General features: G+C 57.2%; 25 protein-coding genes, 1 pseudogene and 1 other annotated feature. Of the genes and pseudogenes, 18 read left to right on the top strand and 8 right to left on the bottom strand.

The features are described from left to right. Nucleotides 1-37: 37 nt before the first annotated feature. The 4 genes from yidC to rpmH are packed head-to-tail and all read right to left on the bottom strand — an operon-like array spanning nucleotide 38 to nucleotide 2,423. Nucleotides 38-1,684 (bottom strand): membrane protein insertase YidC, encoded by a 1,647-nt coding sequence (yidC, locus tag CW267_RS08890; protein ID WP_008806741.1) that lies wholly within the window; start codon nucleotides 1,682-1,684, stop codon nucleotides 38-40. Between the two features lie 2 nt (nucleotides 1,685-1,686). Beyond that, nucleotides 1,687-1,944 carry a membrane protein insertion efficiency factor YidD gene (yidD, locus tag CW267_RS08885; RefSeq protein ID WP_004151536.1) on the bottom strand — a complete coding sequence of 86 codons (258 nt, stop codon included), beginning with the start codon at nucleotides 1,942-1,944 and terminating at the stop codon, nucleotides 1,687-1,689. Next, a complete protein-coding gene (gene rnpA / locus CW267_RS08880) occupies nucleotides 1,908-2,267 on the bottom strand; it encodes a ribonuclease P protein component (protein WP_004151535.1) in 360 nt (119 codons plus the stop codon). The genes yidD and rnpA overlap by 37 nt, the downstream gene beginning before the upstream one ends. A gap of 15 nt (nucleotides 2,268-2,282) precedes the next feature. After that, entirely contained in the window at nucleotides 2,283-2,423 is a 141-nt protein-coding gene (gene rpmH, locus CW267_RS08875; RefSeq protein ID WP_000831330.1) for a 50S ribosomal protein L34, read from the bottom strand. 621 nt (nucleotides 2,424-3,044) lie between these two features. On the opposite strand from rpmH, the gene dnaA reads away from it, so the two are divergent. The 8 genes from dnaA (at nucleotide 3,045) to CW267_RS08835 (ending at nucleotide 13,895) form a co-directional block, all read left to right on the top strand. Next, the gene (dnaA, locus tag CW267_RS08870; RefSeq protein ID WP_012540254.1) at nucleotides 3,045-4,448 is read left to right on the top strand and encodes a chromosomal replication initiator protein DnaA; all 1,404 of its coding nucleotides are present in this window, start codon (nucleotides 3,045-3,047) and stop codon (nucleotides 4,446-4,448) included. Nucleotides 4,449-4,452: 4 nt separating this feature from the next. Further along, on the top strand, nucleotides 4,453-5,553 hold the full coding sequence (dnaN, locus tag CW267_RS08865; protein ID WP_008806743.1) for a DNA polymerase III subunit beta: 1,101 nt from the start codon (nucleotides 4,453-4,455) through the stop codon (nucleotides 5,551-5,553). Nucleotides 5,554-5,699: 146 nt separating this feature from the next. Continuing rightward, nucleotides 5,700-6,773 (top strand): DNA replication/repair protein RecF, encoded by a 1,074-nt coding sequence (gene recF / locus CW267_RS08860; RefSeq protein ID WP_008806744.1) that lies wholly within the window; start codon nucleotides 5,700-5,702, stop codon nucleotides 6,771-6,773. Between the two features lie 28 nt (nucleotides 6,774-6,801). Continuing rightward, complete coding sequence (gyrB, locus tag CW267_RS08855; RefSeq protein ID WP_012540255.1) at nucleotides 6,802-9,216, top strand: DNA topoisomerase (ATP-hydrolyzing) subunit B; 2,415 nt, start codon at nucleotides 6,802-6,804, stop codon at nucleotides 9,214-9,216. Nucleotides 9,217-9,416: 200 nt separating this feature from the next. After that, entirely contained in the window at nucleotides 9,417-10,229 is an 813-nt protein-coding gene (gene yidA / locus CW267_RS08850) for a sugar-phosphatase (protein ID WP_008806746.1), read from the top strand. A gap of 149 nt (nucleotides 10,230-10,378) precedes the next feature. Further along, the gene (locus CW267_RS08845) at nucleotides 10,379-11,461 is read left to right on the top strand and encodes a hypothetical protein (protein ID WP_072121754.1); all 1,083 of its coding nucleotides are present in this window, start codon (nucleotides 10,379-10,381) and stop codon (nucleotides 11,459-11,461) included. After that, entirely contained in the window at nucleotides 11,458-12,591 is a 1,134-nt protein-coding gene (locus CW267_RS08840; protein WP_008806748.1) for a BamA/TamA family outer membrane protein, read from the top strand. The genes CW267_RS08845 and CW267_RS08840 overlap by 4 nt, the downstream gene beginning before the upstream one ends. A 77-nt stretch (nucleotides 12,592-12,668) precedes the next feature. After that, nucleotides 12,669-13,895, top strand: a complete 1,227-nt coding sequence (locus CW267_RS08835) for a DUF3748 domain-containing protein (RefSeq protein ID WP_008806749.1) — start codon at nucleotides 12,669-12,671, stop codon at nucleotides 13,893-13,895. A gap of 1 nt (nucleotide 13,896) precedes the next feature. On the opposite strand, the gene CW267_RS08830 is transcribed toward CW267_RS08835, so the two are convergent. Next, on the bottom strand, nucleotides 13,897-14,229 hold the full coding sequence (locus CW267_RS08830; protein ID WP_004151524.1) for a YceK/YidQ family lipoprotein: 333 nt from the start codon (nucleotides 14,227-14,229) through the stop codon (nucleotides 13,897-13,899). A 245-nt stretch (nucleotides 14,230-14,474) separates the two neighbouring features. Next, nucleotides 14,475-14,550 (top strand) — a sequence feature (ROSE (Repression Of Heat Shock gene Expression) occurs in the 5'-region of heat shock genes and acts as an RNA thermometer to modulate expression.). On the opposite strand from CW267_RS08830, the gene ibpA reads away from it, so the two are divergent. The 3 genes from ibpA to CW267_RS08815 all read left to right on the top strand — a co-directional run bounded on the left by ibpA (nucleotide 14,544) and on the right by CW267_RS08815 (nucleotide 17,309). Beyond that, nucleotides 14,544-14,957: a small heat shock chaperone IbpA gene (ibpA, locus tag CW267_RS08825; RefSeq protein ID WP_004151523.1), complete on the top strand. Its 414-nt coding sequence runs from the start codon at nucleotides 14,544-14,546 to the stop codon at nucleotides 14,955-14,957. It overlaps the preceding feature by 7 nt. A gap of 116 nt (nucleotides 14,958-15,073) precedes the next feature. Continuing rightward, complete coding sequence (ibpB, locus tag CW267_RS08820; RefSeq protein ID WP_008806750.1) at nucleotides 15,074-15,502, top strand: small heat shock chaperone IbpB; 429 nt, start codon at nucleotides 15,074-15,076, stop codon at nucleotides 15,500-15,502. Between the two features lie 145 nt (nucleotides 15,503-15,647). After that, entirely contained in the window at nucleotides 15,648-17,309 is a 1,662-nt protein-coding gene (locus tag CW267_RS08815; RefSeq protein ID WP_008806751.1) for a putative transporter, read from the top strand. On the opposite strand, the gene CW267_RS08810 is transcribed toward CW267_RS08815, so the two are convergent. Beyond that, nucleotides 17,277-18,023, bottom strand: a complete 747-nt coding sequence (locus CW267_RS08810; RefSeq protein ID WP_008806752.1) for a GntR family transcriptional regulator — start codon at nucleotides 18,021-18,023, stop codon at nucleotides 17,277-17,279. The two genes, CW267_RS08815 and CW267_RS08810, sit on opposite strands and share 33 nt — an antisense overlap. Before the next feature lie 298 nt (nucleotides 18,024-18,321). Here CW267_RS08810 and CW267_RS08805 point away from each other — a divergent pair, with 298 nt between their 5' ends. The 5 genes from CW267_RS08805 (at nucleotide 18,322) to CW267_RS08785 (ending at nucleotide 22,560) form a co-directional block, all read left to right on the top strand. Next, nucleotides 18,322-19,944, top strand: a complete 1,623-nt coding sequence (locus CW267_RS08805) for an alpha-glucoside-specific PTS transporter subunit IIBC (RefSeq protein ID WP_008806753.1) — start codon at nucleotides 18,322-18,324, stop codon at nucleotides 19,942-19,944. Continuing rightward, entirely contained in the window at nucleotides 19,941-21,263 is a 1,323-nt protein-coding gene (locus CW267_RS08800; RefSeq protein ID WP_008806754.1) for a 6-phospho-alpha-glucosidase, read from the top strand. The genes CW267_RS08805 and CW267_RS08800 overlap by 4 nt, the downstream gene beginning before the upstream one ends. Before the next feature lie 100 nt (nucleotides 21,264-21,363). Beyond that, complete coding sequence (locus tag CW267_RS08795) at nucleotides 21,364-21,711, top strand: YidH family protein (protein ID WP_002923305.1); 348 nt, start codon at nucleotides 21,364-21,366, stop codon at nucleotides 21,709-21,711. Next, the gene (locus CW267_RS08790; protein WP_032736579.1) at nucleotides 21,701-22,063 is read left to right on the top strand and encodes a DUF202 domain-containing protein; all 363 of its coding nucleotides are present in this window, start codon (nucleotides 21,701-21,703) and stop codon (nucleotides 22,061-22,063) included. The genes CW267_RS08795 and CW267_RS08790 overlap by 11 nt, the downstream gene beginning before the upstream one ends. Before the next feature lie 74 nt (nucleotides 22,064-22,137). After that, on the top strand, nucleotides 22,138-22,560 hold the full coding sequence (locus CW267_RS08785) for a hypothetical protein (protein WP_032430009.1): 423 nt from the start codon (nucleotides 22,138-22,140) through the stop codon (nucleotides 22,558-22,560). A 3-nt stretch (nucleotides 22,561-22,563) separates the two neighbouring features. Here CW267_RS08785 and dsdA read toward each other — a convergent pair whose 3' ends face one another. Together dsdA and dsdX are read right to left on the bottom strand one after the other, a co-directional pair. Then, complete coding sequence (gene dsdA / locus CW267_RS08780) at nucleotides 22,564-23,892, bottom strand: D-serine ammonia-lyase (RefSeq protein ID WP_100781515.1); 1,329 nt, start codon at nucleotides 23,890-23,892, stop codon at nucleotides 22,564-22,566. Nucleotides 23,893-23,908: 16 nt separating this feature from the next. Continuing rightward, a complete protein-coding gene (dsdX, locus tag CW267_RS08775) occupies nucleotides 23,909-25,246 on the bottom strand; it encodes a D-serine transporter DsdX (RefSeq protein WP_032736577.1) in 1,338 nt (445 codons plus the stop codon). A 91-nt stretch (nucleotides 25,247-25,337) separates the two neighbouring features. Here dsdX and CW267_RS30450 point away from each other — a divergent pair. After that, nucleotides 25,338-25,457 (top strand): annotated as a pseudogene (locus CW267_RS30450) (hypothetical protein); the annotation flags it as partial. Nucleotides 25,458-25,470: 13 nt separating this feature from the next. Beyond that, nucleotides 25,471-26,394: a DNA-binding transcriptional regulator DsdC gene (gene dsdC, locus CW267_RS08765; protein WP_032736576.1), complete on the top strand. Its 924-nt coding sequence runs from the start codon at nucleotides 25,471-25,473 to the stop codon at nucleotides 26,392-26,394. Nucleotides 26,395-26,512 lie beyond the last annotated feature (118 nt).

The following is a 26,512-nucleotide window of genomic DNA, read 5'->3' as shown; positions in this document are numbered from 1 at the left end:
CAAGTCGCAGATGCGTTGGCTTGAAGAATGAAGAGTATCAGGATTTCTTCTTCTCGCGGCTATGCAGGCCACGCTTCTCCAGACCACGGTAAATCAGCTGCTGCTGAATAATGGTCACCAGGTTGCTGACGATGTAGTACACCACCAGGCCAGACGGGAACCACAGGAAGAACACCGTGAAGATGACCGGCATAAAGGTCATGATCTTCTGCTGCATCGGGTCGGTCACGGTGGTTGGCGACATCTTCTGGATGAAGAACATGGTCGCGCCCATGATGATCGGCAGGATGTAGTACGGGTCTTGTGCAGACAGGTCGTGGATCCACAGGATAAACGGCGCATGACGCAGTTCAACCGAGGCGCTCAGCATGTAGTACAGCGCAAGGAAGATCGGCATCTGAATAATCAGCGGGAAGCAGCCACCCAGTGGGTTCACTTTTTCCGCTTTATACAGCGCCATCATTTCCTGGCTTTGACGTTGTTTATCGTCGCCCAGACGCTCACGCATGGCCTGAATCTTCGGCTGCAGCATACGCATCTTCGCCATGGAGGTGTACTGCGCTTTGGTCAGCGGGTACATGATGCCACGAACGATAAAGGTGATAACGATGATCGAGAAGCCCCAGTTGCCGAGGAAGCTGTGGATGAATTTCAGCAGCTTAAACAGCGGTTGGGAGATGAACCACAGCCAGCCGTAGTCGACGGTCAGATCCAGGTGCGGCGCAACGGCAGCCATTTTGTCCTGAATAGCCGGGCCGACCCACAGCACGCTCTGCAGTTTGTCGGTTTGACCAGGCTGCACCAGTACCGGCTGCGATTTGTAGCCAATAGCCACAATGCCGTTGCCGAGGTTAGCGGTGTAGAAGTTATTCGTTCCATTATTCTGCGGCACCCACGCGGTGGTGAAGTACTGCTGCAGCATGGCAACCCAACCGTTCTTGGTGCTGACGTTCAGGTTTTCGTTGTCCAGAATGGTATCGAATTTATATTTTTCGTATTTCGTATCTGAAGTCGAGAACGCTGCGCCACGGAAAGTATGCATCGTGGACAGGCCGCCGGTCTGCGTATCGCGACTGGTCGGCAGCGCCGCGGTCTGCTTCAACTGACCGAAGGTCGAGACTTCCAGAGGCTTCTCGCTGGCGTTCTGCACGCTATAACCCACGTTCACCGCATAGCCGCCACGTTTCAGGGTGAAGGTTTTGGTGAAGACGTTGCCGGCTTTGTCGGTGTAGGTCAGCGGAATGACGATTTCATCCTGGCCATCTGCCAGCACAAACGCCTCTTTATCGACGCTGTACAGCGGACGCGGGCCATTCGCCGGGTTATCCGGACCGTCACGGCCGGTTAAGCCGCTCTGCGCCTGGTAGACAAACTGCGGCGTGGTTTCCAGTAACTGGAACGGTTCGGTCGACTTCAGCGTTTTTGGATACGCCAGAAGCAGCGCCTGCTCAATATCGCCACCGTTGGTGTTGATAGTCAGTTCAAGCACGTCGGTTTTAACCGTAATCAGTTTCCCCTGGCCACTGGCCGGTACGCCCTGGTCGGCGGCGCTACCCGCTGCTGTGGTCGTAGTCTGCGTGGTCTGCTGCTGGGGCTGCGGATTTTTGTCCTGCTCCCAGGCTTGCCAGATCATGAAAGACACGAACAACAAAGCGATGATAAGAAGATTGCGTTGCGAATCCATCGTTAGTGTTCTCTGGTATCAAATGGTCCAGGCGGGACGGGATCGTCACCACCAGGGTGTAAAGGGTGGCATTTTAATACGCGTTTCATTGTCAACCAACTGCCTTTTATCACACCAAACCTGCGTAAGGCCTCAATTCCGTATTGAGAACAGGTTGGGGTGAAACGACAATGCGGCCCGAGTAGCGGACTAATCAGGCGCTGATAAACTCTAATCAGGCCGATCAGGACCCGCGAGCCAGGCGACAATGGCGGCGCCATAATTTTTCCAACGCTTCCGAGAGAGCACGGTTATCGAGGTCGGCAACCCCTCTTTTCGCCACCACCACGAAATCCATTGGCGGGAGTTCATGTTGACGCAAACGAAAACTTTCACGCGTCAGACGTTTAATCCGATTGCGTTCATGTGCGCGTTTCACGTTTTTCTTGGCGACGGTGAGACCGATGCGGGGATGCCCCAGCGAATTCAGGCGGCCGAGGATGGTGATTTGCGGCGTGCCAGCCCGTTGTGGCTGCTGGAAGACGAAAGTGAAATGACTGGGAGTTAACAAGCGTAACTCCCTGGGAAATGCGAGCTTAACCACGCAGGGTTAGCTTTATTACTTGGAAACGGTCAGACGAGCGCGGCCTTTAGCACGACGACGTGCCAGAACCTGACGACCATTTTTAGTAGCCATACGAGCACGGAAGCCGTGAGAACGGTTGCGCTTCAGTACAGACGGTTGAAAAGTGCGTTTCATGGCGATTTCTACCTAAACTTGAATAAATTCACTGACTTTTGCGTAGACCCGAACGAACTTCGAACGACTTACGCCTCAGCGTGGGTGATTAAAGAGGCCGGATTGTAATAATTGTACACTCCGGAGTCAATTCTCTTTCCTTATTTCTCGCACCTCGTCGCACAAAAAATAAGCTGAGACGCGTGACGAAAACGGGCATTACGCGCCGGGTGGGGGATTATACGGCCTGGCCAGTAAAGCGCAAGGATCCTGAAGGATCTTTGTTAGATCGTTTCCGCCCAAAACCAGCATAGCTCATTAATTTTTCCAATATGCGGCGGAAATCGTGCTTCACTCTCCCCAGGATCGATTACACTTACCCGGTTTCGATCCTTCCTGTGGATAAATCGGGAAGAATCTGTTGAGAAACACAAGATCTCTTTCTCAGTTTAGGCTATGATCCCCGGTCCCGATCGCGATCCACGGATCCGCAACGGGTAATAACCGCAGATAGCGGTTCGCACGTCACCCCTTTTGTGCAGGGGCTTTTCGGCTAATGCAGGGTCTTGTCGACGTGTGCCAACAATCATGATTGTTTCTGTTTTTCTTTGATATCGATTTTATGTTCGAGTGGAGTCCGCCGTGTCACTTTCGCTTTGGCAGCAGTGTCTTGCCCGATTGCAGGATGAGTTACCAGCCACAGAATTCAGCATGTGGATCCGCCCATTGCAGGCGGAACTGAGCGATAACACGCTGGCACTGTATGCGCCAAACCGTTTTGTGCTCGACTGGGTAAGGGACAAATACCTCAATAATATCAATGGACTCCTCAATGACTTTTGCGGTGCTGATGCCCCGCAGCTGCGTTTTGAGGTGGGTGCTAAGCCAGCCAGCTCGCTGCAGAAAGGAGCGGTAAGCCCGGCTGCGGCGGCCATTCCGGCGGCGCAGGTGCAGACCGCGCGCGTGGCGCCGACGATCGTGCGCCCAGGCTGGGATAATGTCCCGGCGCCAGCGGAGCCGACCTACCGCTCTAACGTTAACGTGAAACACACGTTTGATAACTTCGTCGAAGGTAAATCTAACCAGCTGGCCCGCGCGGCGGCGCGTCAGGTGGCGGATAACCCGGGCGGGGCCTACAACCCACTGTTCCTTTATGGCGGCACCGGTCTGGGGAAAACCCACCTGTTGCACGCGGTGGGTAACGGCATTGTGGCGCGTAAGCCGAACGCCAAAGTGGTCTATATGCACTCCGAGCGTTTCGTCCAGGACATGGTCAAAGCGCTGCAAAACAACGCCATCGAAGAGTTTAAACGCTACTACCGATCCGTTGACGCCCTGCTGATCGATGACATTCAGTTCTTTGCTAATAAAGAGCGATCCCAGGAAGAGTTTTTCCACACCTTCAATGCCCTGCTGGAAGGTAATCAGCAGATCATCCTGACGTCGGATCGTTATCCAAAAGAGATCAACGGCGTAGAAGATCGTCTGAAATCCCGCTTCGGCTGGGGTCTGACGGTGGCGATCGAGCCGCCGGAGCTGGAAACCCGCGTCGCGATCCTGATGAAAAAAGCCGATGAAAACGACATTCGCCTGCCGGGCGAAGTGGCGTTCTTTATTGCCAAGCGCCTGCGCTCAAACGTGCGTGAGCTGGAGGGGGCGCTGAACCGCGTTATCGCCAACGCCAACTTCACCGGCCGGGCGATCACCATCGATTTCGTGCGCGAAGCGCTGCGCGATCTGTTGGCGCTGCAGGAAAAACTGGTCACCATCGACAATATTCAAAAGACGGTGGCGGAGTACTACAAGATTAAGGTAGCGGATCTGCTGTCCAAGCGCCGCTCCCGTTCGGTGGCGCGTCCTCGCCAGATGGCGATGGCGCTGGCCAAAGAGCTGACCAACCACAGCCTGCCGGAAATCGGCGATGCGTTTGGCGGCCGCGACCATACCACCGTGCTGCACGCCTGCCGTAAGATTGAGCAGTTGCGTGAAGAAAGCCACGACATTAAAGAAGATTTTTCCAATTTAATCAGAACATTATCCTCGTGACGCTATGAAATTTACCGTAGAACGTGAACATTTATTAAAACCGCTGCAACAGGTGAGCGGTCCGTTAGGTGGTCGTCCGACGCTGCCCATTCTCGGTAACCTGCTGCTTCAGGTCGCGGACGGCGCACTGTCGCTGACCGGTACCGATCTTGAAATGGAGATGGTGGCGCGCGTGGCGCTGGTTCAGCCGCACGAAGCGGGCGCAACGACCGTTCCGGCGCGTAAATTCTTTGATATCTGCCGCGGCCTGCCGGAAGGCGCGGAGATCGCGGTTCAGCTGGAAGGCGATCGGATGCTGGTGCGTTCCGGCCGCAGCCGCTTCTCGCTGTCGACGCTGCCTGCTGCCGATTTCCCGAATCTGGATGACTGGCAGAGCGAAGTGGAATTTACCCTGCCGCAGGCGACCATGAAGCGTCTGATCGAAGCCACTCAGTTCTCGATGGCGCACCAGGATGTTCGTTACTACTTAAACGGCATGCTGTTTGAAACCGAAGGCAGCGAACTGCGCACGGTGGCCACCGATGGTCACCGCCTGGCGGTCTGTTCGATGCCGCTGGAAGCGTCGCTGCCGAACCATTCGGTGATCGTGCCGCGTAAAGGGGTGATTGAGTTGATGCGGATGCTCGACGGCGGCGATACCCCGCTGCGCGTGCAGATTGGCAGCAACAATATCCGCGCTCATGTGGGCGATTTTATCTTTACGTCGAAGCTGGTTGATGGCCGTTTCCCGGATTATCGCCGCGTATTGCCGAAAAATCCGGATAAACATCTCGATGCTGGCTGTGACATTCTCAAGCAGGCCTTCGCCCGCGCGGCAATCCTCTCGAACGAGAAATTCCGCGGCGTGCGGCTGTACGTCAGCGAAAATCAGCTGAAAATCACCGCTAACAACCCGGAGCAGGAAGAGGCGGAAGAGATCCTTGACGTGACCTACGCCGGAACGGAGATGGAGATTGGCTTCAACGTTAGCTACGTGCTGGATGTGCTCAATGCGCTGAAATGCGAGAATGTGCGCATTCTGCTGACGGATTCGGTGTCGAGCGTGCAGATTGAGGATGCGGCTTCACAATCCGCAGCCTATGTCGTCATGCCTATGAGATTGTAGTGGAAAATATCGGGCTATCTTACTTGCCATTTTCAACCTGGGCTGTGCTCGCCCCTGTCACGTACTTCGTGTACGCTCCAGGGTCTGCGCGCAGTCCGCGTTGAAACTGGCTGCGCCGATAACGCCCTGGCCCAAAGAACGCTGATATGTCACTGACGCGCTTGCTCATCAAAGACTTCCGCAATATTGAAAGCGCGGATCTCGCTTTATCTCCCGGCTTTAACTTCCTGGTTGGCGCGAACGGCAGCGGCAAAACCAGCGTGCTGGAAGCTATCTATACGCTCGGTCATGGCCGGGCGTTTCGTAGTTTGCAAATTGGCCGGGTGATCCGCCACGAGCAGGAGGCTTTTGTCCTGCACGGCCGCCTGCAGGGCGAAGAGCGGGAAACCGCCATCGGCCTGACCAAAGACAAACAGGGTGACAGCAAGGTGCGCATCGACGGCACTGACGGCCACAAAGTGGCGGAGCTGGCGCACCTGATGCCGATGCAGCTGATTACGCCGGAGGGGTTTACTTTACTCAATGGCGGCCCCAAATACAGAAGAGCATTCCTCGATTGGGGATGTTTTCATAACGAAGCCGGATTCTTCACCGCCTGGAGCAACCTGAAGCGTCTGGTCAAGCAGCGCAACGCCGCGCTGCGTCAGGTCAGCCGCTATGCTCAGCTGCGACCGTGGGATCTGGAACTCATTCCGCTGGCGGAACAAATCAGCCGCTGGCGTGCCGAATACAGCGCCGCTATCGTCGAAGACATGGCGGATACTTGTCAGCAATTTTTACCGGAATTCACGCTCACCTTCTCTTTCCAGCGCGGTTGGGAAAAAGAGACCGACTACGCGGAGGTGCTGGAGCGGAATTTCGAGCGCGACAGAATGTTAACCTACACCGCCCACGGCCCGCATAAAGCGGATTTCCGTATTCGCGCCGACGGGGCGCCGGTGGAAGATACCTTGTCGCGCGGGCAGCTTAAGCTGCTGATGTGCGCCCTCCGTCTGGCGCAAGGAGAGTTCCTCACCCGCGTCAGCGGGCGGCGCTGCCTGTACCTGATAGATGATTTTGCCTCGGAACTTGATGATGCCCGCCGCGGTCTGTTATCCAGCCGCCTGAAAGCGACGCAGTCGCAGGTTTTCGTCAGCGCGATCAGCGCTGAACACGTTATGGACATGTCGGACAAAAATTCGAAGATGTTCCGCGTGGAAAAAGGTAAAATAACGGATTAACCCAAGATTAAATGAGCGAGAAACGTTGATGTCGAATTCTTATGACTCCTCCAGTATCAAAGTCCTGAAAGGGCTGGATGCGGTGCGTAAGCGCCCGGGTATGTATATCGGCGACACGGATGACGGCACCGGTCTGCACCACATGGTATTCGAGGTTGTGGATAACGCTATCGACGAAGCGCTCGCGGGTTACTGCAAAGATATCGTTGTCACCATCCACAGCGATAACTCCGTCTCCGTACAGGATGACGGTCGCGGCATCCCAACCGGCATTCACCCGGAAGAGGGCGTCTCCGCAGCGGAAGTTATCATGACCGTCCTGCACGCCGGCGGTAAATTTGATGATAACTCCTATAAAGTGTCCGGCGGTCTGCACGGCGTAGGCGTCTCGGTGGTTAACGCCCTGTCGCAGAAGCTGGAGCTGGTTATCCAGCGCGATAACAAAGTCCACAAACAGATTTATGTGCACGGTGTACCGCAGGCGCCGCTGGCGGTGACCGGCGAGACCGATAAAACCGGCACCATGGTGCGTTTCTGGCCGAGCCATGAAACCTTCACCAACGTTACTGAATTCGAATATGACATCCTGGCAAAACGTCTGCGCGAGCTGTCGTTCCTGAACTCAGGGGTCTCTATCCGCCTGCGCGATAAGCGCGACGGCAAAGAAGATCATTTCCACTACGAAGGCGGCATCAAGGCGTTCGTTGAGTATCTCAACAAGAACAAAACGCCGATCCATCCGAATATCTTCTATTTCTCCACCGAAAAAGACGGTATCGGCGTGGAAGTGGCGCTGCAGTGGAACGACGGTTTCCAGGAAAACATCTACTGCTTTACCAACAACATTCCACAGCGTGACGGCGGTACTCACCTGGCGGGCTTCCGCGCGGCGATGACCCGTACCCTCAACGCCTACATGGATAAAGAAGGCTACAGCAAAAAAGCGAAAGTCAGCGCCACCGGCGACGACGCGCGTGAAGGTCTGATTGCCGTAGTATCGGTGAAAGTGCCGGATCCGAAATTCTCCTCACAGACCAAAGACAAGCTGGTTTCCTCTGAGGTGAAGTCGGCGGTAGAACAGCAGATGAACGAACTGCTGAGCGAATACCTGCTGGAAAACCCATCCGATGCCAAAATCGTGGTCGGCAAAATTATTGACGCCGCGCGCGCCCGTGAGGCCGCACGTCGCGCCCGTGAAATGACCCGCCGTAAAGGCGCGCTGGATCTGGCAGGCCTGCCGGGCAAACTGGCGGATTGCCAGGAACGCGACCCGGCGCTGTCTGAACTGTACCTCGTGGAAGGGGACTCCGCGGGCGGCTCTGCTAAACAGGGTCGTAACCGTAAGAACCAGGCGATCCTGCCGCTGAAGGGTAAAATCCTCAACGTTGAGAAAGCCCGCTTCGATAAAATGCTCTCTTCCCAGGAAGTGGCGACGCTGATCACCGCCCTTGGCTGCGGCATCGGCCGCGATGAGTACAACCCGGATAAACTGCGCTATCACAGCATCATCATCATGACCGATGCGGACGTCGACGGCTCGCACATTCGTACCCTGCTGTTGACCTTCTTCTACCGTCAGATGCCGGAAATCGTCGAACGCGGCCATGTCTACATTGCCCAGCCGCCGCTGTACAAAGTGAAGAAAGGCAAGCAGGAACAGTACATTAAAGACGACGAAGCGATGGATCAGTATCAGATCGCTATCGCTCTTGACGGTGCGACCCTGCATACCAACGCCAATGCGCCGGCGCTGGCGGGCGAACCGCTGGAAAAACTGGTTGCCGAGTTCAACGCCACCCAGAAAATGATTGGCCGCATGGAGCGCCGCTTCCCGAAAGCGATGCTGAAAGAGCTTATCTATCAGCCGACCCTGACCGAGGCCGATCTGGCTGACGAGCAGAAGGTAACCCGCTGGGTGAACACCCTGGTTTCCGAGCTGAATGAGAAAGAGCAGCACGGCAGCCAGTGGAAATTTGATGTCCGCGAGAACAGTGAATTGCAGCAGTTTGAGCCGATTATCCGCGTCCGTACCCACGGGGTGGATACCGACTATCCGCTGGATAACGAGTTCATCATGGGGCCGGAATATCGCCGTATCTGCACCCTGGGCGAGAAACTGCGCGGCCTGATGGAAGAAGATGCCTACATCGAGCGCGGCGAACGCCGTCAGCCGGTAGCCAGCTTCGAGCAGGCCCTCGACTGGCTGGTGAAGGAGTCCCGTCGCGGTCTCTCCATCCAGCGCTATAAAGGTCTGGGCGAGATGAACCCGGATCAGCTGTGGGAAACCACCATGGATCCGGACAGCCGCCGCATGCTGCGCGTAACCGTTAAGGATGCGATCGCTGCCGACCAGCTGTTCACCACCCTGATGGGCGATGCCGTTGAGCCGCGTCGCGCCTTTATCGAAGAGAACGCCCTGAAAGCGGCGAATATCGATATTTAAGCCGCGTATTTCCCGGTAACGCGTTTTACCGGGGCAACAGGATGTGTAAGCCCGGTCGCATTGCGTGACCGGGCTTTTTTTTGCTGCTAAAAGGGGATTCTTCGCTCCGGCTTCCATCCCCCTTTCTGCCCGACACTTTTACTGTTTTTTGAGCGGAATCGCGTTAGCATGAGGGAAGACTCATCTTACCCGGGGATCCTATGGCTATTAAACTGATTGCAATCGATATGGACGGCACGCTGCTGCTGCCAGACCATACCATCTCTCCTGCGGTGAAAGCCGCCATCGCCGCGGCGCGCGAGCGGGGTGTCAACGTGGTGCTGACCACTGGTCGCCCTTACGCTGGCGTCCACAGCTATCTGAAAGAGCTGCATATGGAGCAGCCGGGTGATTACTGCATTACCTACAATGGCGCGCTGGTGCAGAAGGCCGGTGACGGCAGTACCGTTGCGCAAACCGCACTAAGCTATGACGACTATCGTTTCCTCGAGCAGCTCTCCCGCGAGGTTGGCTCTCACTTCCACGCGCTCGATCGCAACACGCTCTACACCGCGAACCGCGATATCAGCTACTACACCGTCCACGAATCCTACGTGGCGACCATCCCGCTGGTGTTCTGTGAAGCGGAAAAAATGGACCCTGAGATCCAGCTGCTGAAGGTGATGATGATCGATGAGCCGGCGATCCTGGATAAGGCCATCGCCCGTATCCCGGCGGAAGTGAAAGAGAAGTACACCGTACTGAAAAGTGCGCCGTACTTCCTCGAAATTCTGGATAAACGCGTCAATAAAGGCACTGGCGTGAAGTCCCTGGCCGATGCGCTGGGTATCAAACCGGAAGAGATTATGGCGATTGGCGATCAGGAAAATGATATCGCGATGATTGAGTTTGCCGGCGTCGGCGTGGCGATGGATAACGCCATTCCCGCGGTCAAAGAAGCGGCGAACTTCATCACCAAATCTAACCTCGAAGATGGCGTCGCCTTCGCCATTGAAAAATACGTTTTAGCGTAAGCGTTCTTCAGGCCCGGCGTTGTCCGGGCCGATCTTCTCTTTTTTCATGAACAGATGTTAATCCGCATTTAAATCCCTTATTCCGTACAGGGGATTCTATAAGCTACCCGCCCTCTTTTTCGCCATGCTTCACTAACATCATAATTTTCATGAATATATACCACCGTTTGATGTTGGTTGCGCTGCCATTCGCCTCTGTACAGATTTGCGTGGCCGCGGAACCAACGGCGCCGCTTGAGCCGGTATACGCCTATCACGGCGCAGAACCGGCGGATCTGTCTGCGCCGGTCAAAACCGAGACCGCAGTAGCGGAACCAACCGCGATATTGCCTTTTTTAGGCGATGAGGCCAGAAAACGCGGCTACGTCCTGCCGCTGCCGTTCGGCGTCAGCATGAACTATATGGATATGCGGCAGAATATTAATGTCGACAGCATTAACTTCACCGGGCTGTCGCTGCATGGCCGTAACATCGATTGCGGTAAGGATCCTGTCTGCAAACACGCCGTGAATAACATTTTCGCTAATGGGCCGGTCTCGCTGGATAACGCCTTCCAGATTGGCGTCGGTAATACCCGGGAAAGCAGCAAAACCGAGACGCTTAAGCTGGATGCCTGGCTGCTGCCATTTATGAACGTTTATGGCCTCGTCGGACACACCGAAGGACATTCGATTTCGCAGATTGCCGTCGGCCTGAAGGGGCCGAATGGTAAAGTGGTCCCCCTGCCGGGGATGCAGGATCTCGACTTTCGCCTCGATTTTAAAGGCACCACCTACGGGATGGGCACCACCCTGGTGGGCGGCGTCGGCAACTGGTTTACCGTGCTGGACGCCAACTACACGCAAACGCGCTTTGATATCCTCGACGGCAGTATCGACGCGTTTACCTTTTCGCCGCGCGTAGGCTATCGTTTCACTACGCCATCGGTCGATACGCTGCATCTCCCCGCCGGAAAGCTGAACCTGTGGGTCGGCAGCATGTATCAGGACGTACAGCAGGAGTTTAAGGGTAGTCTCAACGATCTCTCAATGCCGTCGCCGATGCTGCAAAATATGGTCAATCTGGCCAATCAGGACAATAACGGCCGCTTCGATGTGAAACAGCATTTACAGTCGCCGTGGAACGTACTGGTGGGCGCGCAGTACGAGCTGACGCAGCATTTCAATATTACTACCGAGTTTGGCTTTGCCGAACGTAACAGTTTTTTTATCGCCGGTGAGTATCGCTTTTGAGCCGACTGTTTATCCTTTTTCTGCTGCTGTTAACCTACCCGATCTGCAGCCAGGCCGAGACGCTCAGCCGCGAGAAAATCGACGGCTGGCTGCAGCATCTCGGCGCCAGCGATAAGTTCGACGCCAGCAAAGGCATCGACTGGGGCGTGATGCCCGGTCCGTTCTATACGCCGGAGCTGGGGCTGGGCATCGGCACCGCGGTCGTCGGCATGTATCGCCCCGATCCGCAGGATACCACCAGCCAGAATTCCACCCTGACGCTCAGCGGCTACGCCAGCTCCACCGGCGCGTTTGGCCTCAGCGTGAAAAACTACGCCTTTTTCGACAACGATCTGTGGCGCGTATTTGTTGAAGGGTCGATGGCCAATACCCCGACTTACTACTGGGGGCAGGGTTTTCACGCCGGAGATAAAGACAACGAGAAGGAAAAATATACCGCCCAGGTGCTGACCCTGCGCCCGACAATCTACCGGCAACTGATCGACAATGTTTATCTCGGCGCGGGGTGGTCGCTGGCGGCGCAGAATGCCGATGAGATGGACCACGACGATTTACCGAAAATAGAAAGTACCCCACAGGGACCGTCGGTATTCAGCTCTGGCGCCAGCATCGATATCAACTGGGACGATCGCGACTTTGTCCCCAACCCGCGCCGGGGCCAGTATGCCAACTTCCGCTACACCCATTACGCCCCCGGGTTAGGCAGCGATACCCGTTTTGATGAATTTCAGCTGCACTATAGCCATTATCATGCCCTGAGCGAGAAAAGCGTGCTCGCCTGGGAGGCCGATGGCGCCTTCACCCAAGGGGATGTACCGTGGAGCATGATGCCTCTGCTGGGCAGCGATGAGCGGATGCGCGGCTACTATCAGGGGCGCTACCGGGATAAAAACGTCGTTAGCAGCCAACTGGAATACCGTCGGCAGCTCACCTGGCGGCACGGGATTGTGGCCTGGGTCGGGGCGGGAACCATGGGGCCGTCGCTGTCATCGCTGAACAATGGCCGCTGGCTGCCTACCGGCGGCGTTGGCTATCGTTTCGAGTTCAAGCCGCGGGTCAATATCCGTCTTGATTACGGCATCGGCAAAGGCAGCAGCGGGTTCTATTTCCAGGTTGGAGAAGCGTTTTAAGCACATTGTCGGGCATTCAACCCCGCGCGGATTGCGGTATGCTAACGCCACTCTTATATCGGCCCGGTCAGCACGCCATGAAACAAGTTACCTTTGCCCCTCGCAACCACCAGCTCACTAACACCCGCACCTGGACCCCCGACAGCCAGTGGCTGGTGTTCGACGTCCGCCCGTCCGGCGCGTCGTTTACCGGCGAAACCATTGAGCGAGTGAACGTAAACAGCGGTACTGTGGAGACCGTCTATCATGCCACGCAAGGCGCGCGCGTTGGCGTGGTGACCGTGCATCCAACCCAGGAGCGCTATGTGTTTATTCATGGCCCCGAGCAGCCGGATGCGCAGTGGCAGTATGATTTTCATCATCGCCGCGGGGTGGTGGCCTTTCAGGGGGCCGTCGAGAATCTGGACGCCATGGACATTACCGCCCCTTACACGCCCGGCGCGCTGCGCGGCGGCAGCCACGTCCATGTCTATAGCCCCAACGGTCAGTTCGTCAGCTTTACCTATAACGACCACGTACTGCACGAGCGTGACCCGGCGCTGGACTTGCGCAACGTCGGCGTGGCGGCGCCATATGGGCCGGTGACGCCGCAGGGAAAGCATCCGCGCGAATATAGCGGCAGCCACTGGTGCGTGCTGGTAAGCCGCACGACACCGACTCCCGTGCCGGGCAGCGATGAGATTAATCGCGCCTATGAAGAGGGCTGGGTCGGGAACCATGCGCTGGCGTTTATTGGCGATACCCTGGCGGAAAATGGCGATAAAGTGCCTGAGCTGTTTATTGTCGATCTGCCGCAGGATGAAGCCGGCTGGAAGCAGCCTGGCGGGGCGCCGCTGGCCGGTACCGCAACCACAATGCCGGCGCCGCCGGCGGGCGTCAGTCAGCGTCGTTTGACCTTCACCCACCATCGCCGCTACCCGGGACTGGTGAACGTCCCGCGCCACTGGGTGCGCGCCAATCCCCAGGCGACGGCGATAGCCTTTCTGATGCGCGATGACGCCGGCGTGGTGCAGCTGTGGCTTATTTCACCGCAGGGGGGCGAGCCGCGTCAGTTGACGTATCATGCGTCGGGTATCCAGTCGGCGTTTAACTGGCATCCATCAGGAGAGTGGCTGGGCTTTGTGCTGGAGGATCGGATTGCCTGCTGCCATGCCGGCACAGGCGATATCACCTTTTTAACCAAGGTGCATGCGCATGCGCCCTCGGCTGATGCGATCGTCTTTTCGCCAGACGGTAAACAGATTGCCTGGATGGAGGAGGTGGACGGTTATCGCCAGCTGTGGGTCACACAGACCGGACGATAACTTACTGGGCAGGCATCGGCGCTGGCGGTATCACCGAGTTGGTCGCCAGCGTGGCCTTCTCGCTTTTTTCGACCCGTGATTTGATTGAGCTGTCGGTGCGGAACATATCCCACGGCAGCAGCAGGGTATCCATGACGGCGGTGAACGGCATGTCCAGCGCCACCAGTGATTTCACACCCCAGTTGGTATCGCTGTCTCCCAGCGTTTGCGCACTGGATCGCGTGCCCGGATAGGTTCCCTCTTTGCCACCGGTATGTGACATTACGCTGGAGCAACCGCTCAGGCTTATTATCCCGCTGAACAGGACCAGCTTTAACAGTCGTCTGCTTTTCATTGTTCTTCCATCGTCGTTTCGGGCGTTGAGATAACCTTCCAGCGGTTATATCGGGCCAACCCGTGAATGCATAGCGTTATTGCGCCGCACTGTGGCGGGCATCGCACTTTGCTTTTTGTGCTCCTCCCCCCAGTCTAAGCAATCATCGGCAAACTGCAAAAAAATTCGCCCTCAATCCCTTGAAAAGCACGGGGAGAAACCCATTTTATAGGTGTAACCCACTGAGAATACGCCTGAGGGGTATTCCGGATTACCGCGGCCTGTCCACGATGGAAGGTCATTTGATTCTCGCTGATTTTCAGGAGCTATTTACTATGCGTAACTTCGATCTTTCCCCGCTATATCGTTCAGCCATTGGTTTCGACCGCCTGTTCAACCTGCTGGAAAACAATCAAAGCCAGAGCAACGGCGGCTACCCTCCGTATAACGTCGAGCTGGTAGACGAAAACCACTATCGCATCGCTATCGCGGTGGCTGGCTTTGCTGAAAGCGAGCTGGAGATCACGGCCCAGGACAATCTGCTGATCGTCAAAGGCGCCCACGCCGCCGAGCAGAAAGAGCGGACCTACCTGTATCAGGGGATCGCCGAGCGCAACTTCGAGCGCAAATTCCAGCTGGCGGAAAATATTCACGTCCGCGGCGCCAACCTGGTGAACGGCCTGCTGTATATCGATCTGGAACGCGTGATCCCGGAAGCGAACAAGCCGCGCCGCATCGAAATCAACTAATTGTCCGTTTCAGGCCGCGTGGCGGCCTGATGTAACAACCTGCTCGCCGTCAGGGAGCAGATGCGAATTTACAGAATTCGCAGGTATTCACTCGCTTCTTAGAAGGAGAAAACACTATGCGTAACTACGATTTATCCCCCCTGCTGCGTCAATGGATCGGTTTTGACAAACTGGCCAACGCCCTGCAAACCGCCGGTGAAAGCCAGAGCTTCCCGCCCTATAACATCGAAAAAAGCGACGATAACCACTATCGCATTACACTTGCGCTGGCCGGTTTCCGTCAGGAAGATCTGGATATTCAACTGGAAGGCACCCGTCTGGTGGTGAAAGGCACGCCGCAGCAGCCGGAAAAAGAGACCACATGGCTGCACCAGGGGCTGGTGAGCCAGGCCTTCAGCCTGAGCTTCACCCTCGCCGACAACATGGAGGTCTCTGGCGCGACCTTCACCAATGGCCTGCTGCATATCGATCTGACCCGCAATGAGCCTGAGCAGATTGCCCCGCAGCGTATCGCCATCAGCGAACGACCGGCGCTAAATAGCTAATAAAGTAACCTACTGATAAGGCCCCGTTTTTCGGGGCTTTTTTGTGCCGGTCTGTTTGCTGGTATTGTGCGCCAGGCGGCATACAACCCACCTGGCAGCGGTCATAATCCCTGTAGTTAATGGTGTTATTCACAGGGACGATACCATGAGTGAGATAGCATTGACGGTTAGCGTGCTGGCGCTGGTGGCGGTAGTGGGGTTGTGGATCGGCAATGTCAAAATCCGCGGCGTCGGCTTTGGCATTGGCGGTGTCCTGTTTGGCGGGATTATTGTCGGCCACTTTGTCGATCAGGCGGGTGTCGCCCTCAGCAGCCCAATGCTGCATTTTATTCAGGAATTCGGCTTGATCCTGTTCGTCTACACCATCGGTATTCAGGTGGGGCCGGGCTTTTTCGCCTCGCTGCGGGTCTCAGGCCTGCGGCTCAATCTGTTCGCTATCCTTATCGTTATCCTCGGCGGCCTGGTGACCGCGGTGCTGCATAAACTGTTCAATATTCCTCTCCCGGTGGTGCTCGGTATCTTCTCCGGTGCGGTGACCAACACGCCAGCGCTGGGGGCCGGGCAGCAAATTCTCCGCGATCTCGGCGTACCGTTCGAGGTGGTCGATCAGATGGGGATGAGTTACGCGATGGCGTATCCGTTCGGCATCTGCGGCATTCTGCTGACCATGTGGCTGGTGCGCCTGTTCTTCCGCATCAATGTGGAGAAAGAGGCCCAGCGGTTTGAGGAGAGCAGCGGCAACGGCCACGCGAATTTGCACACCATTAACGTGCGGGTGGAGAACCCCAACCTCAACCAGATGGCGATTCAGGATGTGCCGATGCTCAATAGCGACAACATCGTCTGTTCGCGGCTGAAGCGCGGTGAGCTGTTGATGGTACCTGCGCCGGGCACCCTTATTCAGGCGGGCGACCTGTTGCACCTGGTGGGGCGACCTGAGGATCTGCACAATGCGCAGCTGGTGATTGGCCAGGAGGTGGCCACCTCGCTGTCGACGCGCGGCACCGATCTGAAAGTCGAGCGGGTGGTGGTCACTAACGAAAAAGTGCTGGGGAAGAAAATACGCGATCTGCACGTCAAACAGCGCTATGACGTGGTGATCTCCCGGCTGAATCGCGCTGGCGTCGAGCTGGTGGCCAGCAGCAGCGCCAGCCTGCAGTTTGGTGACATCCTCAACCTGGTCGGTCGTCAGGAGGCGATTGACGCCGTGGCCGCCGAACTGGGTAACGCTCAGCAGAAGCTGCAGCAGGTCCAGATGCTGCCGGTGTTTATCGGCATCGGACTCGGGGTACTGCTGGGGTCTATCCCGTTGTTTATTCCCGGCTTTCCTGCCGCACTGAAGCTGGGGCTGGCCGGTGGGCCGCTGATTATGGCGCTGATCCTCGGGCGTATCGGCAGCATCGGCAAGCTGTACTGGTTTATGCCGCCGAGCGCCAACCTGGCGCTGCGCGAGCTGGGGATCGTGCTGTTTCTGGCGGTGGTCGGGCTAAAATCGGGGGGCGACTTTGTCGCCACTCTGACCCAGGGCGAGGGCCTGAGCTGGATCGCCTACGGCATTTTCATCACCGCCATTCCGCTGCTAACGGTAGGCATTCTCGCGCGCATGCTGGCGAAAATGAACTATCTGACGCTGTGCGGCATGCTGGCCGGCTCCATGACTGACCCACCGGCGCTGGCCTTCGCCAACAATCTGCACGCCACCAGCGGCGCGGCGGCGCTCTCTTACGCCACCGTCTATCCGCTGGTGATGTTCCTGCGGATTATCACCCCGCAGCTACTCGCCGTGCTGTTCTGGGGGCTGAGCTAGCGGGCTTTGCGCCTGGACGCGGCGCAGGTGGTAATCCACCTGATACTCGCTGGCGTTGCGGAACATGACGGAATAGTTAAGAAACTCGCCGCTGTCGCTGTAGGAAAGGGAGGTAATACGCAGCAGCGGCGTCTGCTCAGGGACATTCATTGAGCGCGCCAGCTGCTTGTCCGCCAGCACTGGCGTCAGCGTTTCATAATTCCCGCTGATGATGATCCCGCACTCCTTCTCAATATAATCAAATTTCGAACCCTCCAGATGGCTCAGCGACAGGTTGCGGAACAGCTTCACTGGCATATAGCTATCCTCCAGCATCAGCGGCTTGCCATCGACGTAGCGCACCCGCCGTGAGAAGTAGATCCGTTCATCAATTTTAATCCGCAGCAGGCTGGCGATGGCCGGCGGAGCAGGCATCACCTCGAAGGCCAGCACCTGACTCACCACCTCTTTACCCTGCTTGCGCAGCACTTCCGCCAGGCCAGTGAGATTGCTGGTTTCATGATGGACGTCCTTACGCGCCACGAACGTCCCCGAGCCGTGGCGACGCACAACCAATCCCCAGTCCACCAGCAGGTCGATGGCTTTGCGGATAGTCATGCGCGCCACCCCGAACTCCTCGGCCAGTTTTTTCTCTCCCGGTAGCGGGCTACCGATGGCGAAGTCGGCGGAATTCAGCCGCAGCCGCAGGCGGTCAGCAATGGATTTGTAGATCACCAGTAGTCCTCTTGTGCAGGAAAGTGGAATGTCGCTGTCTTCTCTTTTCGTTAAAAAAATAGATTTATTACAAGTAATTAATACTCATTCATTTCGTTAATTCCACTGTTTGACTTATCGATGTCTAACTTTGGTTATTGAAGTAGACAACTTTGGCCAAATTAAAACCATGAATGGGATCACGAATCGCAACGGCGCGACATGTTGTCGGACGGGCAAATTTCTATTCTCGAGTCAGGCCGGTAATCAAGAAAAAGAAGGCCACTCACCCTACGAGTTGTTACATGAGGATTTTCAAATGCTCAGTCAAATACAACGCTTTGGCGGCGCCATGTTTACTCCGGTTTTGTTGTTTCCTTTTGCCGGAATCGTGGTCGGTATCGCCATCATGCTGCGCAACCCGATGTTCGTCGGCGAAGCGCTGACCGCACCCGACAGCCTGTTTGCCCAGATCGTTCACATCATTGAAGAGGGCGGCTGGACCGTCTTTCGTAATATGCCGCTGATTTTCGCCGTCGGTCTGCCGATCGGCCTGGCGAAACAGGCCCAGGGCCGGGCCTGTCTGGCGGTGCTGGTGAGTTTTCTCACCTGGAACTACTTTATTAACGCCATGGGGATGACCTGGGGCCACTTCTTCGGCGTCGACTTTTCCGTTGAACCCACGGCAGGCAGCGGCCTGACGATGATTGCCGGGATCAAAACCCTCGACACCAGCATTATCGGCGCCATCGTCATCTCCGGTCTGGTGACGGCCCTGCACAATCGCTATTTCGATAAACCCCTGCCGGTGTTCCTCGGCATCTTTCAGGGATCATCGTTTGTGGTCATTGTCGCTTTCCTCGCGATGATCCCCTGTGCCTGGTTGACCCTGCTCGGCTGGCCAAAGGTTCAGCTGGGCATTGAATCGCTGCAGGCCTTCCTGCGCTCAGCCGGGGCGCTTGGGGTGTGGGTCTACATCTTCCTTGAGCGCATTCTGATCCCCACCGGCCTGCACCACTTCGTCTATGGCCCGTTCATCTTTGGCCCGGCGGTGGTGGAGGGCGGTCTGCAGGTCTACTGGGCGGAGCATCTGCAGGCGTTCAGTCAGAGTACGGAACCGCTGAAGACGTTGTTCCCGGAGGGCGGCTTTGCTCTGCACGGTAACTCGAAAGTGTTTGGTTCGGTGGGGATTGCGCTGGCGCTCTACTTCACTGCCGCGCCGGAAAATCGCGTCAAGGTCGCCGGCCTGCTGATCCCCGCCACCCTGACCGCGATGCTGGTCGGGATCACCGAACCGCTGGAGTTCACCTTCCTGTTCATCTCGCCGCTGCTGTTCGCCGTTCACGCGGTGCTGGCGGCGACCATGGCGACGGTGATGTACATCTGCGGCGTGGTAGGCAATTTCGGCGGCGGTCTGCTCGACCAGTTCTTGCCGCAAAACTGGATCCCGATGTTCCATCACCACGCCTCGATGATGTTCATTCAGATAGGCATCGGCCTCTGTTTCACCGCCCTCTACTTCGTGGTCTTCCGCACCCTGATCCTGCGTCTGAACCTGAAGACGCCTGGCCGGGAAGAGAGCGAAATCAAGCTCTACAGCAAGGCCGATTACCAGGCGGCGCGAGGTAAAACCACGGCCGCCGCCGCGCCAGAGACCCGGCTGGGTCAGGCCGCTGGCTTCCTGCAGGCCCTCGGCGGCGCCGACAACATTGAAAGCATCAACAACTGCGCTACCCGACTGCGCATCGCGCTGGTCGATATGGCGAAAACGCAAAGTGACGACGTCTTTAAAGCGCTGGGCGCCCACGGGGTAGTACGCCGCGGCAACGGGATTCAGGTCATCGTCGGCCTGCACGTTCCACAGGTGCGCGACCAGCTGGAAAACCTGATGAAAGATTCTCTTTCGACCGAACATACCACCATGACGGAGGCAGTATCATGAAAAAATTCTCAGTTGTTATCGCAGGCGGCGGCAGCACCTTCACCCCGGGCATTGTTCTGATGCTGCTGGCAAACCAGGATCGTTTTCCGCTGCGGTCGCTGAAATTTTACGACAACGACGGCGCGCGTCAGGAGACCATCGCCGAGGCGTGCAAAGTGATCCTCAAAGAGCAGGCGCCGGAGATTGAGTTCAGCTATACCACCGATCCGCAGGCGGCGTTTACCGATGTTGATTTCGTCATGGCGCATATCCGCGTCGGTAAATATCCGATGCGTGAACAGGATGAGAAAATCCCGCTGCGCCACGGCGTGCTGGGCCAGGAGACCTGCGGTCCGGGGGGGATCGCCTACGGTATGCGCTCTATCGGCGGCGTGCTGGAGCTGGTGGATTATATGGAAAAATATTCGCCGAACGCCTGGATGCTTAACTACTCCAACCCGGCGGCGATTGTGGCGGAAGCCACCCGACGTCTGCGGCCGAACGCCAAAATCCTCAATATCTGCGATATGCCGATCGGCATTGAAGGGCGGATGGCGCAGATTGTCGGCCTCAAAGATCGCAAACAGATGCGCGTGCGCTACTACGGCCTCAATCACTTCGGCTGGTGGACATCGATTGAGGACCTCGACGGCAACGATTTGATGCCGAAACTGCGTGAATATGTGGCGAAATATGGCTATGTGCCGCCCTCTAACGATCCGCACACCGAGGCCAGCTGGAACGATACCTTTGCTAAAGCGAAAGACGTGCAGGCGCTGGATCCGCAGACCATGCCGAACACCTACCTGAAATATTACCTGTTCCCGGACTACGTGGTGGCTCACTCCAACCCGGAGCGTACTCGCGCCAATGAGGTGATGGATCATCGGGAGAAAAACGTCTTCAGCGCCTGCCGGGCGATTATTGCCGCCGGGAAATCCACCGCTGGCGATCTGGAGATTGACGAGCATGCGTCGTATATCGTCGATCTGGCGACGGCCATCGCCTTTAACACGCAGGAAAGGATGCTGCTGATTGTGCCAAACAACGGCGCGATCCATAACTTTGACGCTGACGCGATGGTGGAGATCCCTTGTCTGGTGGGTCACAACGGACCGGAACCGCTGACGGTTGGCGACATCCCGCACTTCCAGAAAGGGATGATGAGCCAGCAGGTAGCAGTGGAAAAACTGGTGGTCGATGCCTGGGAACAGCGCTCTTACCACAAGCTGTGGCAGGCGATTACCCTGTCGAAAACCGTACCGAGCGCCTCGGTGGCGAAAGCGATCCTCGACGACCTGATTGCGGCCAACAAAGATTACTGGCCTGAGCTGCATTAATCCCCGCTGTTTGACCGGCGCCCGCGGGGCGCCGGTTCTTCTCCCCGGTTCCTGATTTACGCTATGCTGAAGCCTGCAGCGCAATGAACAAGGAACTGTAATGAAAATCTCCCGCCTCGGCGAAGCGCCGGATTACCGCTTTTCGCTGGCTAACGAACGCACCTTTCTGGCGTGGATCCGCACGGCGCTCGGTTTTCTCGCCGCCGGCGTCGGCCTTGACCAGTTAGCGCCGGACTTTGCCACGCCGCTGATCCGTGAAATTCTTGCCCTGCTGCTGTGTCTCTTTGCCGGCGGCATGGCCATCTATGGCTATCTGCGCTGGCTGAATAACGAGAAAGCGATGCGTCTGAAACAGGACCTTCCCTATACCCGCACGCTGCTGGTGATTAGCATCCTGCTGTTGGCGGTGGTGGCCGCGGTGATGCTGCTGGTGGTGTATGGCGGATAAACGCCGGGCGCGGCGGGAAGGCGATCCGGGACTACAGCCAGAGCGCACCTCTCTGGCCTGGTTTCGCACTCTGTTGGGCTATGGCGCGCTGATGGCGCTGGCGATTAAACACAGCTGGCACCGCGCCGGCCTGCCGTTCTGGCTGTCGATCGGCGTGTTGGCGATAGTGGCGGTGATCCTCTGGGGCTATACCCGCCGTCGTCATCTGATGGACGTCGACGATAGCGATTTTTTACAGCCGCGGGCGGTTCGTGACAAATTTTTGATCGCACTCGCAGTACTTTCTCTGGCATTCCTGTTTGCTGTTACTCACCTTCAACCGATCGTTTCATTCATTAGGGATATGTCATGACAGGATGTCCGGCGAATTTGCCTCTCACTCATGCCCCCGGCCAGCAACATGACACACCCTTTCAGGCTGTCGTGGTGGAGGCGCATCATTGCCATCAGCCGCAGGCGTTCTATGCACAACTGCGTCAACAGGGGCTCACCGCTATCCATTTTATTCCGCAGCTGGCGGCCGGCGACGCCGCGCTCTGGGGGGAGTTTCTCTGTGCTGTCTTTCACCGCTGGGTGCGGGAAGATATTGGGCGCATCAATATTTTGCTGTTTAGTGAGACGCTGAGCGCCTGGTGCGGCGAGACGTTGACCCAGCCAGGCGCGCCAGCGGCCAACAGCACCTGCTACGGCTGCCCATGGCTGCGCCTGTGCCGCTGCGGCGAACAGGAAGACCCGCTGTGCGCGGGTTACCGGCAGTTCTACGATCTTAGCGGGCCCTATATGCGAGTGATGCGGGACCTGCGCCGACAGCAGCGGCCGCCAGAGGCGCTGATGCCGCTGCTGCGCTGAAGATTAGCGCCCCTTCGCAAGATACTGCGCCATCTCCTCTTCCGGCACCATACCGCCGCCGGTGGCCCACACCAGGTGGGTGGCCTGCTGCAGCTGTTGCTCACTCAGCCCCTGCAGCTGATGGTACGCCTGGCTGGCGCAGACCCGCTGCGGCCCGGCCATTCCGGCCAGCGCGGACGGTTCAAGGCGAATGTTTTCCGCTGTCGCCAGCCAGCCCAGCATGTCGTACATCGTCTGATCATCAAGGGTATACAGCCCGTCGAGCAGGCGCTCCATCGCCCGGCCAACGAACCCGGACGCCCGGCCGACTGCCAGACCGTCGGCGGCGGTCAGGTTATCAATGCCTAAATCCTGCACCGCTATCTGGTCGTGGAGCCCGGTATAGACACCGAGCAGCATGCAGGGCGAGTGGGTCGGTTCGGCGAACAGGCAGTGAACGTGGTCGCCGAAGGCCAGCTTCAGGCCGAATGCCACGCCGCCGGGGCCGCCGCCAACGCCGCACGGCAGGTAGACGAACAGCGGGTGATCGGCATCGACCACGCGCCCTGCTTTGGCAAACTGCGCCTTCAGGCGCTCGCCGGCTACGGCATAGCCGAGGAACAGCGTGCGCGAGTTTTCATCATCAATGAAAAAGCAGTTCGGGTCGGATTCCGCTGCCTTGCGCCCCTGTTCGACGGCGACGCCGTAGTCCTCTTCGTACTCAACGACCGTCACGCCGTGGCTGCGCAGTTTGGCTTTTTTCCACGCCCGGGCATCCGCCGACATATGTACCGTAACCTTAAAGCCGATGCGCGCGCTCATGATGCCGATCGACATCCCGAGGTTGCCGGTGGAGCCGACAGCGATGCTGTACTGGCTGAAGAACTGTTTAAATTCCGGCGTCAGCAATTTGCGATAATCATCTGCGGTGGTGAGCAGTCCGGCCTCCAGCGCCAGCTTTTCCGCATGGGTCAGCACTTCATAAATCCCGCCACGCGCCTTAATGGAACCCGAAATCGGCAGGTGGCTGTCTTTTTTCAGCAGCAGATCGCCGCTAATCGGCTGGCCGAACTTTTGCTCAAGGCTGCGTTTCATTGCCGGAATGGCAACCACTTCCGATTCGATAATCCCGCCGCTGGCGGCCGTTTCCGGGAAAGCTTCCGCCAGATAGGGCGCGAAGCGCTGAAGGCGGGCATGGGCGTCTTGCACATCGTCGGCGGTCAGACCGACGTAAGGTAACCCTTGCGCCAGGGTGGTGGTGGCCGGGTTAAACCAGGTGGTTTCTTTCAGGGCGATCAGATCCTGCACAAGCGGGAAGGTTGCGGTTAAGGTGGTCAGGTCAGCGTTTTTCATATTACGTCTCGTTCGCTTAGATGATGAAAGAAAGCAGGAAGGTGGCGGCGAGTGCAAGTAGTGACGCGATAAATGTCGCTGTCGTGTAGTACTTGAACGTTTCGCTGAGGCTGGCGCCGCAGTACTGTTTTACCAGCCAGAACAGGGAATCGGTGACGATCGTGCAGCCAATGGCGCCGGAACCGATGGCAATGGCGATGATCTCCGGGCTTACGCCAGGATAAAGCGGCAGCATCGGCGCAACGATGGCGGTAGCGCCCATCATCGCCACGGTAGCGGAGCCGACGGCGGCGTGCAGGATAAGCGCCACCAGCCAGGCCAGCAAAATCGGATGCATATGCAGATTCGAGAGGATCACCGCCAGGCTATCGGCCAGGCCGCTGGATTTCAAAACCGCGTTGAACGCGCCGCCGGCGCCGATAATCAGCAGAATGTTGGCGATCGACCCAAAGCCGTTTTCAGTATGAGTCAGCAGGACGCCCATCCCCATCTGCCGACGAATACCGAGAATGTAATAAGCGACAAAGACGGCAATAAACATCGCGGTGATGGGGTTGCCGATAAATTCCAGCACTGTATACAGCGTGCCGCCTTGCGCCATATTCAGTTCAGCGACGGTTTTCACCAGCATCAGCCCAATCGGTAACAACACGGTAAATAGCGTAGCGCCGAGCGAGGGCAGCGTCGATTCTTCGCGAACGTCGAGGTTGGAAAACTCGGCTGGCACCGATTTAAACGGCAGGCGGTTGCCGAGCAGCCTGAGGAACAGCGGGCCGCCGACCAGCGAGGCGAGCAGACCGACCAGCAGGCCATAGACGATAACCGTCCCGATATCGGCGCCCAGTTTATTCGCCACGAACAGCGCAGCCGGATGCGGCGGCACCACGCAATGCACCGCCATCAGGGCCGTACACAGCGGAATAGCCAGCTTCAGCAGCGAGGTATTGGTTTTTTTAGCGATGGAGAACGCCAGCGGGATCAGCAGCACCACGCCGACTTCGACAAACAGGGTAATACCGCAGATCAGGCCGACCAGCACCATAATCACGTCCGCCGACAGCCAGCGGCAGCGCTGCAGCGTCAGGCCGATGCGCTCCGCCGCGCCGGAGACTTCCATCATCTTGCCGAGGATGGTACCGAGACCGATCACCGCCGCCAGGAAGCCCAGCGTGCCGCCGATGCCGCTCTCAATGGCGTTGACCATCTCCAGCGGACCCATCCCCATCATCGCCCCGACGAAAAAGCTCGCCAGCAGCAGCGCCAGAAACGGATGAAACTTCAGTTTGACGATCGTTAAGACGATTAACACGATGCTAATCAGCAGCGTGCTCACAACCCAGATTTGCGATTCCATACCCCACCTCGCCGTAAGTAACGTGTGGTTATTGAACAGAAACTCGGCATGGGCTGACAAACGATATAAATGGCCTTTCAGGTGAGCCAAATTGAATCAAAAAGGTGATTTAGCTCTAAAAGCGACCTATGAATATGCTATGGGTCAAATTAATTCATCCTTTAGCGGAAGTTCTGGCGTTATTTTTTTATCATCCAGATCCCCTTTTTTGCCAGGAGCGCATAATGGATGTACTCAAAACCTTAGGTACCCGGTTGCTCAACGGCTGGCAACTCTCCAGGCTGTCGACGTTTGAGGTGGCGGCGCGGCACGAGTCGTTCGCCCTGGCCGCAGACGAGCTTGCGCTCACCCCAAGCGCCGTCAGTCACCGGATTAATCAGCTGGAAGAGGAGCTGGGGATCCAGCTCTTTGTCCGCTCGCACCGCAAAGTGGAGCTGACGCGAGAAGGGAAGCGCGTTTACTGGGCGCTGAAGTCGTCGCTGGATGGCCTCAATCAGGAGATTCTGGACATCAAAAACCAGGAGCTCTCTGGCAGCCTGACGGTCTATTCGCGCCCGTCGATAGCCCAATGCTGGCTGGTGCCGGCGCTGGGGGATTTCACTCACCGCTACCCGGCCATCTCGCTGACTGTGCTGACCGGCAACGATAACGTCAACCTGCAGCGGGCGGGTATCGATCTGGCAATCTATTTTGATGATGCGCCGTCGTCGCAGCTGAGCCATCATTTTCTGATGGATGAGGCGATCGTGCCGGTATGTACGCCGAATTACGCCCGCCAGCTGCAGTTAACGTCAAATCCTGCCAATCTGCGCCACTGTACGCTGCTTCACGATCGCCAGGCATGGAGCAATGATTCCGGCACCGATGAATGGTTCAGTTGGGCACAGCAATTTGGAATTGAATTGCCGCAATCGTCGGGCATTGGCTTCGATCGTTCTGATTTAGCGGTGATTGCGGCGATGAATCATGTGGGGGTAGCGATGGGGCGTAAACGGCTGGTGCAGAAGCGGCTGGAGAGCGGCGAGCTGATTGCGCCTTTTGGCGACATGACGCTGAAATGCCATCAGCATTATTACGTGACGACCCTGCCGGGCCGTCAGTGGCCGAAAATCGACGCCTTTATCGAGTGGCTGCATAGCCTGACCTGAAAAGAGGTGAGCAACGGCTCGGTGCCTGATAATCGCCCGGCGGCGCTGCGCTTGCGCGGGCCTACAGTCCGGTAGCCCGGATAAGGCGTCAGCCGCCATCCGGGGAACGAACGCCGCG

Source organism: Klebsiella sp. X1-16S-Nf21, assembly GCF_002837615.1.
Taxonomy (GTDB): Bacteria; Pseudomonadota; Gammaproteobacteria; order Enterobacterales; family Enterobacteriaceae; genus Klebsiella; species Klebsiella variicola.
This window is presented reverse-complemented; position numbering and strand designations above follow the sequence as displayed.

Coding starts and splice junctions, on each gene's coding strand:
- yidC (WP_008806741.1), bottom strand. CDS start 1,684: ATGGATTCGCAACGCAATCTTCTTATCATCGCTTTGTTGTTCGTGTCT.
- yidD (WP_004151536.1), bottom strand. CDS start 1,944: ATGGCGCCGCCATTGTCGCCTGGCTCGCGGGTCCTGATCGGCCTGATT.
- rpmH (WP_000831330.1), bottom strand. CDS start 2,423: ATGAAACGCACTTTTCAACCGTCTGTACTGAAGCGCAACCGTTCTCAC.
- dnaN (WP_008806743.1), top strand. CDS start 4,453: ATGAAATTTACCGTAGAACGTGAACATTTATTAAAACCGCTGCAACAG.
- recF (WP_008806744.1), top strand. CDS start 5,700: ATGTCACTGACGCGCTTGCTCATCAAAGACTTCCGCAATATTGAAAGC.
- gyrB (WP_012540255.1), top strand. CDS start 6,802: ATGTCGAATTCTTATGACTCCTCCAGTATCAAAGTCCTGAAAGGGCTG.
- yidA (WP_008806746.1), top strand. CDS start 9,417: ATGGCTATTAAACTGATTGCAATCGATATGGACGGCACGCTGCTGCTG.
- CW267_RS08845 (WP_072121754.1), top strand. CDS start 10,379: ATGAATATATACCACCGTTTGATGTTGGTTGCGCTGCCATTCGCCTCT.
- CW267_RS08835 (WP_008806749.1), top strand. CDS start 12,669: ATGAAACAAGTTACCTTTGCCCCTCGCAACCACCAGCTCACTAACACC.
- CW267_RS08830 (WP_004151524.1), bottom strand. CDS start 14,229: ATGAAAAGCAGACGACTGTTAAAGCTGGTCCTGTTCAGCGGGATAATA.
- ibpA (WP_004151523.1), top strand. CDS start 14,544: ATGCGTAACTTCGATCTTTCCCCGCTATATCGTTCAGCCATTGGTTTC.
- ibpB (WP_008806750.1), top strand. CDS start 15,074: ATGCGTAACTACGATTTATCCCCCCTGCTGCGTCAATGGATCGGTTTT.
- CW267_RS08815 (WP_008806751.1), top strand. CDS start 15,648: ATGAGTGAGATAGCATTGACGGTTAGCGTGCTGGCGCTGGTGGCGGTA.
- CW267_RS08805 (WP_008806753.1), top strand. CDS start 18,322: ATGCTCAGTCAAATACAACGCTTTGGCGGCGCCATGTTTACTCCGGTT.
- CW267_RS08800 (WP_008806754.1), top strand. CDS start 19,941: ATGAAAAAATTCTCAGTTGTTATCGCAGGCGGCGGCAGCACCTTCACC.
- CW267_RS08795 (WP_002923305.1), top strand. CDS start 21,364: ATGAAAATCTCCCGCCTCGGCGAAGCGCCGGATTACCGCTTTTCGCTG.
- CW267_RS08790 (WP_032736579.1), top strand. CDS start 21,701: ATGGCGGATAAACGCCGGGCGCGGCGGGAAGGCGATCCGGGACTACAG.
- dsdA (WP_100781515.1), bottom strand. CDS start 23,892: ATGAAAAACGCTGACCTGACCACCTTAACCGCAACCTTCCCGCTTGTG.
- dsdX (WP_032736577.1), bottom strand. CDS start 25,246: ATGGAATCGCAAATCTGGGTTGTGAGCACGCTGCTGATTAGCATCGTG.
- dsdC (WP_032736576.1), top strand. CDS start 25,471: ATGGATGTACTCAAAACCTTAGGTACCCGGTTGCTCAACGGCTGGCAA.